This window comes from Paraburkholderia sp. (assembly GCF_026225065.1).
Lineage (GTDB): Bacteria > Pseudomonadota > Gammaproteobacteria > Burkholderiales > Burkholderiaceae > Paraburkholderia.
Genome location: NZ_JAMFSB010000002.1, coordinates 1 through 6,871 on the forward strand (window position 1 = coordinate 1; position 6,871 = coordinate 6,871).

Here is a 6,871-nt window from a genome sequence, read left to right on the forward strand (position 1 = left end):
ACGGTCCGATCGTATTCATCTTGCTCTTGAACGATACGATCAGGACGTCGTTCTCGCCGGCACGATCATCGACCCATGCGCGAACCGCGTCGGTTTCGAACAGCGTCTTGCCGTAGGTCTTCGGATCCGCGCCCGTCTCGCCGACCAGCGGCGCACGGAACACCTGTTTGTCATAGACGCTCAAAGCAGAACGCGGCACGAACGACTTCGAAGCCGGCGACCACGAACCTTCGTTCGTATGCACACCGCCCTTCTCGGCAACCGCACCTTCGAGCACCCACGAAGGCAGCGGCGCGCTCGACAGCGCCTTACCCGCCGCGATATCTTCCTGGACCCACTCGGCGACCTGCTTCCAGCCGGCCGTCTGCCAGCCTTCGAACGGGCCTTCGTTCCAGCCGAAGCCCCAACGGATGGCCAGATCGACGTCACGCGCGTTGTCGGCGATCGATTCGAGATGCACGCCAATGTAGTGATACACGTCGCGGAAGATCGCCCACAGGAATTGCGCCTGCGGGTGCTCTGATTCGCGCAGCAGCTTCAGACGCTCTGCCGGCGGACGTTTAAGGATGCGGCCCACCAGTTCGTCGGCCTTTGCACCGCCGTCGACATACTCGCCCGTCTTCGGGTCGAGCACCTTGATCGCCTTGCCTTCCTTCTTGTAGAAGCCGCCGCCAGTCTTCTGACCGAGCGCGCCCTTCTTCACCAGTTCGGCGAGCACAGCCGGCGTTTCGTAGACGGAGAAGAACGGATCGTCCTTCAGCGTGTCCTGCATCGTCTTGATGACGTGCGCCATCGTGTCGAGGCCGACCACGTCAGCGGTGCGGAACGTTGCCGACTTCGCACGGCCCAGACGCGAGCCCGTCAGATCGTCCACTTCATCGAAACGCAGCCCGAACTTTGCCGCTTCGGTGATGACCGCGAGGATCGAGAAAATGCCGACACGGTTGGCGATGAAGTTCGGCGTATCTTTCGCACGCACGACGCCCTTGCCGACCACGCTTGTCAGGAACGTTTCGAGCTGGTCGAGAATTTCCGGACGCGTCGCTGCGGTCGGAATCAGCTCGACCAGGTGCATGTAGCGCGGCGGATTGAAGAAGTGCACACCGCAGAAGCGTGACTTCAGTTCATCCGAGAAACCCTGCGACAGTTCGGTAATCGACAGGCCCGACGTGTTGCTGGCGAAAATCGCGTTCGGCGCAATATGCGGCGAGACCTTCTTGTACAGATCGTGCTTCCAGTCCATCCGTTCGGCGATCGCTTCGATCACGAGGTCGCACTCGGCGAGCTTCTCGATATCGTCGTCGTAGTTCGCAGGCTGGATATATTGCGCGTCTTCCTTCACGCCAAACGGCGCCGGCGACAGCTTCTTCAGATTCTCGATCGCCTTCAGCGCGATCGCGTTCTTCGGGCCTTCCTTGGCGGGAAGGTCGAACAGCAGCACGGGCACCTTGGCGTTGATCAGGTGCGCAGCGATCTGCGCGCCCATCACGCCGGCGCCGAGTACGGCTACCTTGCGAATGATCAGATTGCTCACGTCGTTCCTCCGGGGGAGTTATGCGGGTGTCGCATAATGTTTGCGTGGGTTTCGCGCGCGGTGCACGCGGGCCTCGCAATGCGTGACCGGCGGCAGGGCCATGCGTTTCAGGCACGCGCGGCCCTGCCGTGATGTGGCTTTAGAACAGCGACTCTTCCACGTCCATCAACGACTTCGAACCAGCGCGTGCCTGGCGAATCGTCATGGCCGTTTCCGGCAGCAGCTTGGCGAAGTAGAAGCGCGCGGTAGCGAGCTTGGCCTTGTAGAACGGATCGCCGGATGCTTCCTTGTCCAGCGCGATGCGTGCCATGCGGGCCCAGAAGTACGAGAACACCAGATGGCCGACTGTGCGCAAATACGGCACAGCCGCGGCGCCCACTTCGTCCGGGTTCTGCATGGCCTTCATGCCGATTTCCATGGTCAGCTTCTGCACCTTGTCGCCAATGTCGGCGAGCGGGTTCACGAACTCCTGCATTTCCGGCTTGATGCCTTCGGCTTCGACGAACTCCGTCACCAGCTTGCCGAACTTCTTCATCTTCGCGCCCATGTCGCCGAGAACCTTGCGGCCCAGCAGTTCGAGCGACTGAATCGCGTTGGTGCCTTCGTAGATCATGTTGATCCGCGCGTCGCGCACGTACTGCTCCATGCCCCACTCGGCGATAAAACCGTGGCCGCCGTAGATCTGCATGGCGTGGTTGGTGCTCTCGAACGCGTTGTCCGAGAGGAACGCTTTCAGGATCGGCGTGAGCAGTGCGACGAGATCAGCCGCATCCTTGCGCACCGATTCTTCGGCGTGCGACAGTTCCTTGTCGATATGCAGCGCGGACCAGTACGAGAACGCACGTGCGCCTTCGGCGTAGGCCTTCTGCGTGAGCAGCATGCGGCGCACGTCCGGGTGCACGATGATCGGGTCAGCGGCCTTTTCAGGGGCCTTCGGGCCGGTCAGCGAACGCATCTGCAGACGCTCTTTCGCGTACGTCAGCGAGTTCTGATAGCCGATTTCGGTCAGCCCCAGGCTTTGCATGCCAACACCCAGACGCGCGGCGTTCATCATCACGAACATGGCGTTCAAGCCCTTGTTCGGCTCGCCGACCAGCCAGCCCTTGGCATTGTCTAGGTTGATCACGCAGGTGGCATTGGCGTGAATGCCCATCTTGTGTTCGATGGAGCCACACTTCACCGTGTTGCGATCGCCCGGCTCGCCCGCTTCGTTCGGCACGAACTTCGGCACGATGAAGAGCGAAATACCCTTGGTGCCGTTCGGCGCATCCGGCAGACGCGCAAGCACCAGGTGAACGATGTTCTCCGCGAGGTCGTGTTCACCGCTGGAGATAAAAATCTTGGTACCGCTGATCGAGTACGAGCCGTCCGGGTTCGGTTCGGCCTTGGTGCGCAGAATACCGAGGTCGGTGCCGCAATGCGGCTCGGTCAGACACATCGTGCCGGTCCAGGTGCCGGACACGAGCTTGGGCAGATACGTCTGCTGCAGTTCCGGCGTGCCGTGAGCATGCACGCATTCATACGCGCCGTGCGACAGGCCCGGGTACATTGTCCACGCCTGGTTCGCCGAATTAAGCATTTCATACAAAGCGTTGTTGACGAATGCCGGCAGGCCCTGACCGCCGTATTCCGGATCGCAACCGAGTGCCGGCCAGCCGGCCTCGACATATTGCTTATAGGCTTCCTTGAAACCCTTCGGCGTGGTCACGACGCCGTCGCCGACGTACGTGCAGCCTTCCTGGTCGCCGCTCTGATTCAGCGGAAACAGCACTTCGGAGCAGAATTTGCCGGCCTCTTCCAGCACCGCATTGATCGTGTCGGCATCGAGATCAGCGTGCTTCGGCATCTGCTTGATCTCACCTTCGACATTAAGCAGCTCGTGCAACACGAATTGCATGTCGCGCAACGGCGCGGCGTACTGTCCCATGACTCTCTCCAAAGTTTGACAAGGAGCCAGGCCGTCAGGCCAGGTCCGGAGTCCGGACCTTTTCAGCGCCGCTGGATCCGCTGGATCCGGCCGCCCTGCTAACGGCTCTCGCTCTGATACGAAACAATCAGTTTTTCGAGCGCGGCCCATGTAAGAGGCACAGCATCCGGCAAGTGCAGGAAGCGTGCGTCGTGATGCAGGCCGAGCGTGAAGCTGTACAGTTCGAACAGCATCAGTTGCGGGTTCGTGTCCGCACGCAGATGCCCTTCTTCCATTGCCTGCGAAATGGCCCGGGTGAGCGCAGCACGCCAGATCGTCACGCTCGACGCCAGCTGCTCGCGCACCTGGCTGTCTGCACGGTCGTCGTACTCGACCGCACCGCTGATGTAGATGCACCCAGTGGTGACTTCCTGGATGCGCTTCTCAATCCAGCGGGAGATCATGGCGCGCAAACGCGGCAAGCCGCGCGGCTCACGAAGACTCGGGAAAAACACCTCGTCTTCGAAACGACGGTGATATTCGCGCACCACTTCAACCTGCAAGTCCTCGCGCGACCCGAAGTGCGCAAACACGCCGCTCTTGCTCATCTGCATGCGCTCGGCCAGCAGCCCTATCGTCAGACCTTCCAGTCCGTCGCGGCTTGCCAGATCGAGTGCTGCATCGAGAATCGCAACCCGCGTTTGTTCGCCTTTTCGCATAGCTGTTTTACCGTTCTCATGTGACCGAAAGAAAATCGAACGGCCGTACTATTATTGAGTGCTGCCGTCCGCGAAACAAGGACTTTATTAGAAACCGGTTTCTAACCGGAGCATCAATTTTGCGTCATACGTCAATCGGACGAGGGAGATTTTTTTAGAGGGGTTTGCCTTGTCGGCTTGATCTGGTTCAACGCGTGCCGCAACTCGCAGCTCGGTTCGGCGAGTTGGACGCGCAGGGTACGTTCGGCAGGAGGGTTTGCCCTGGGGCTCTGAGCGGCCGCTTGCATGATGACCGCAGCCGTTCCCGAGCTTGCTTGCGGCGAGACCCGTCTAGTCGTACCCGCCGACCGTCAACAGCTTCATCACGACGCGGTAGGTGTTGTAGGCCAGCCAGTTCAGCGCGCGCTCGCCCGCTGGACGGGCCTCGTAGTGCTCGATATCGATACGGCGCGACTCGTCGAATGCAGTGAGGATCGCTTCGCGCAAGACCTTGATTTGCGGGTCATGCACCAGTACGACGTTGGCCTCGTTGTTCAGCATGAGACTCAGCGCGTCAAGATTCGACGAGCCTACGGTGCCCCAGCTCGAATCGACTACGGCCACTTTGCCGTGCAGCATCGTCTTCTCGTATTCGGCGATTTTCACGCCGGCCTTCAGCAGCGAGCGGTACAGGAACGGCACCGCGTAATCGAGCGCGGCGAACTCCTTCCTGCCGATGATCAGCTTCACATCCACTTCACGCCGCGCCGCGAACACCAGCGCGCGGCGCAGCTTGCGGCCTGGCATGAAGTACGGATTGGCGAGCAGCACCTCGGTGCGCGCCTGACCGATCGCGGTGAGGTAGGCCTTTTCGATGGCACGGCGGTTAATCAGGTTGTCGCGCGCAACGAACGCCACCGCGGGTTCGCCGACGCCGCGCAGATCGGCGCTGCGGTTGTGGCCGCGGGCCGGTGCGCCGGAACTGGTGTCGTCCTTGTAGGTGAAGTCGGGCTGCAGCGCTTCGACAGGACGGTGACCGAAACGAATCCGGTGCCATTGACTCTCGAACGCCTCGCGGACATCGGCGACCACCGGCCCCTGCAGTTCGAGCGCAAAGTCCCAGCGGCGATACGGCAGGCGCGTGCCGTCGTTCTCGTAGTCGTCGACGATATTGATGCCGCCGCACCACGCGAACTGATCGTCGACCACCGCCAGTTTGCGATGCGTGCGCGAAAAACCGAAGCGGCCGAACAGATGCGGGTTGTAGATCCGATGCTCGATGCCGCGCTCGGGCCAGTCGTGGAAGATCGGCAGACGGGCGGTACCGATGCCATCGGTGATCACGCGCACACGCACCCCGCGGGCGGCGGCGCGTAGCAACGCGGCGCTGACTGCCTGGCCGGCGTCGTCATTGCAGAAGATGTAAGTTTCGAGAACGACGTCTTTCTCCGCCGCATCGACGCGCGCGATCAAGGACGTAAAAAACGCCTCGCCGGAGCGGAACAGTTGTACTTCGTTACCGGCGGTAAAGCGGAATTTCGACCAGTAACGACGACCGAACAGGGTCTGCCGAAGCCGCTCGAAATGCCGCGGACCGCCGCCCGTCATCGGAGCCGCCTTTTCAGCCGCTGCGGCAACTGCAGGATCGCATCGGCATTCGATGAGGAAAAGCACCGCTCCGCGGCTTCTTCATGGGGTAGCCACAGGTGCGCCGTGTGCTCGAGCGGCGCTAGCGTCACCTCGCAACACCGCGGCACCTCGAGGCTGAACCAGTGTTCAGTGTTGTGCGTCACGCCCTCGGCGTAACGATGCCGCCAGACCGGATAGATCTCGTACTCGATCTGATACTGCCAGTCGAACAGCGCCTCGCGCGGCACGACAGAGCTGCCGATCACAATGCCGGTTTCCTCGGCCACTTCGCGTATGGCAGTCGCGGCAAGCGGCTCGTCGAGCGTGTCTTTCGAGCCCGTCACCGATTGCCAGAAGCCCGCGCGATCGGCACGCTCGATGAGCAGCACATCGAGCCCCGGAGTATGGATCACCACAAGTACGGATTCGGGAATCTTCGGCGGTTTCGGCATGGCGGTAAGACTAGGCGCGTGTTGCGCGCGGTACATGTCGGTCTACGGTTTTATCTGGGCTATTGTTTCACCCGTTGCTACGACTGTAACGCAAAAAACGAAAAAGGCGCGTGACGCGCCTTTTCGTTTGCTTGACCGCGAGTCATTGAGCGGCTGAATGAGCCGCTCAATGATCCGCTCAGACGGCCGGCAAGTCTTACACCTTCGCTTCCGGCTGACGCAGACGGATGTGCAACTCGCGCAACTGGCGCTCGTCCACTTCGCTCGGCGCCTGCGTGAGCAGATCCTGTGCGCGCTGTGTCTTCGGAAACGCGATCACGTCGCGGATCGAGTCGGCGCCGGCCATCATCGTGATGATGCGGTCCAGACCGAAGGCGATACCACCGTGCGGCGGCGCGCCGTATTGCAGCGCGTCGAGCAGGAAACCGAACTTGGCGCGTGCTTCTTCCGCGTTGATCTTCAGCGCGCGGAACACCTGGCTCTGCACTTCTTCACGGTGGATACGCACCGAACCGCCGCCGATTTCCCAGCCGTTCAGCACCATGTCGTAGGCCTTCGCCAGGCAGCGGGCCGGATCCGTTTCCAGATACTCGAGGTGCTCGTCCTTCGGGCTCGTGAACGGATGGTGAGCCGCCACCCAACGGTTGTTCTC

At 61.3% G+C, this 6,871-nt stretch carries 6 protein-coding genes; all 6 read right to left on the reverse strand.

The window, feature by feature from the left end; genetic code table 11:
- The coding region (locus M0954_RS00030) for a 3-hydroxyacyl-CoA dehydrogenase family protein (RefSeq protein ID WP_297350933.1) at positions 1 to 1,534 on the reverse strand (1,534 nt) is incomplete at its 3' end.
- A 139-nt stretch (positions 1,535 to 1,673) separates the two neighbouring features.
- Positions 1,674 to 3,461, reverse strand: coding sequence for an acyl-CoA dehydrogenase C-terminal domain-containing protein (locus M0954_RS00035; protein ID WP_297350935.1), 1,788 nt, complete (start codon positions 3,459 to 3,461; stop codon positions 1,674 to 1,676).
- Between the two features lie 98 nt (positions 3,462 to 3,559).
- A complete protein-coding gene (locus M0954_RS00040) occupies positions 3,560 to 4,159 on the reverse strand; it encodes a TetR/AcrR family transcriptional regulator (protein WP_123385360.1) in 600 nt (199 codons plus the stop codon).
- Between the two features lie 330 nt (positions 4,160 to 4,489).
- Entirely contained in the window at positions 4,490 to 5,746 is a 1,257-nt protein-coding gene (clsB, locus tag M0954_RS00045; RefSeq protein ID WP_122153380.1) for a cardiolipin synthase ClsB, read from the reverse strand.
- Positions 5,743 to 6,219: a dihydroneopterin triphosphate diphosphatase gene (gene nudB / locus M0954_RS00050; RefSeq protein WP_122153379.1), complete on the reverse strand. Its 477-nt coding sequence runs from the start codon at positions 6,217 to 6,219 to the stop codon at positions 5,743 to 5,745. The genes clsB and nudB overlap by 4 nt, the downstream gene beginning before the upstream one ends.
- Before the next feature lie 196 nt (positions 6,220 to 6,415).
- The coding region (locus M0954_RS00055) for an amino acid--tRNA ligase-related protein (RefSeq protein ID WP_297350937.1) at positions 6,416 to 6,871 on the reverse strand (456 nt) is incomplete at its 5' end.

What these genes read in the sequence shown, in the direction of transcription:
- M0954_RS00040 (WP_123385360.1), bottom strand. Translation starts at nt 4,159, where the DNA reads ATGCGAAAAGGCGAACAAACGCGGGTTGCGATTCTCGATGCAGCACTC.
- nudB (WP_122153379.1), bottom strand. Translation starts at nt 6,219, where the DNA reads ATGCCGAAACCGCCGAAGATTCCCGAATCCGTACTTGTGGTGATCCAT.
- clsB (WP_122153380.1), bottom strand. Translation starts at nt 5,746, where the DNA reads ATGACGGGCGGCGGTCCGCGGCATTTCGAGCGGCTTCGGCAGACCCTG.
- M0954_RS00035 (WP_297350935.1), bottom strand. Translation starts at nt 3,461, where the DNA reads ATGGGACAGTACGCCGCGCCGTTGCGCGACATGCAATTCGTGTTGCAC.